This is a genomic window from Neisseria sp. P0021.S007, assembly GCF_051956855.1.
Window position 1 is genome coordinate 1 of the sequence record NZ_JBQCXA010000749.1, and the last position, 612, is coordinate 612.

The following is a 612-nucleotide window of genomic DNA, read 5'->3' on the forward strand; positions in this document are numbered from 1 at the left end:
GTATGGCGCGTCAGCGGCTTTGCGTTTGGCGATTTCGGCTTCGTATTTGTCGCCGATTGCCAAGAGGATCGGCTTGGTCATGTGCAAGTCGCCTTTTTTCTCACCGTGGTATTCAAAAATATGCGTTTCCACAATCGCATCGGTCGGACAGGCCTCTTCGCAGAAGCCGCAGAAGATGCACTTGGTCAGGTCAATGTCGTAACGCTTGGTTCGGCGCGTGCCGTCTTCGCGTTCTTCCGATTCGATGTTGATCGCCATTGCGGGGCAAACGGCTTCACACAATTTACATGCGATGCAGCGTTCCTCGCCGTTTGGGTAACGGCGTTGCGCGTGCAGACCGCGGAAACGCACCGACTGCGGCGTTTTCTCTTCGGGGAAATAAATCGTGTCTTTGCGGGCGAAAAAGTTTTTGAGCGTTACGCCCATGCCTTTTACCAACTCGCCCAGAAGAAAGGTTTTTACTAAGTTAGCCATATTATTCAACCCCTTATCTCAGGGAATATTTTGAGGGCTTTAAGCCGTCTGAAACTGGTTATTTTAAAAACGAAACGTTGAAATTTGTTTCGCCGCGCTCATCTTCACGCATACGCACATTGTAATGATGCACCGGAC

General features: G+C 50.3%; 1 protein-coding gene. It reads right to left on the minus strand.

The annotated features are described in order from the left end of the window. A partial coding sequence (gene nuoI, locus ACTHUR_RS15750) for an NADH-quinone oxidoreductase subunit NuoI (RefSeq protein ID WP_440399588.1) occupies nt 1-474 on the minus strand: 474 nt, incomplete at its 3' end. Between the last annotated feature and the right edge of the window lie 138 nt (nt 475-612).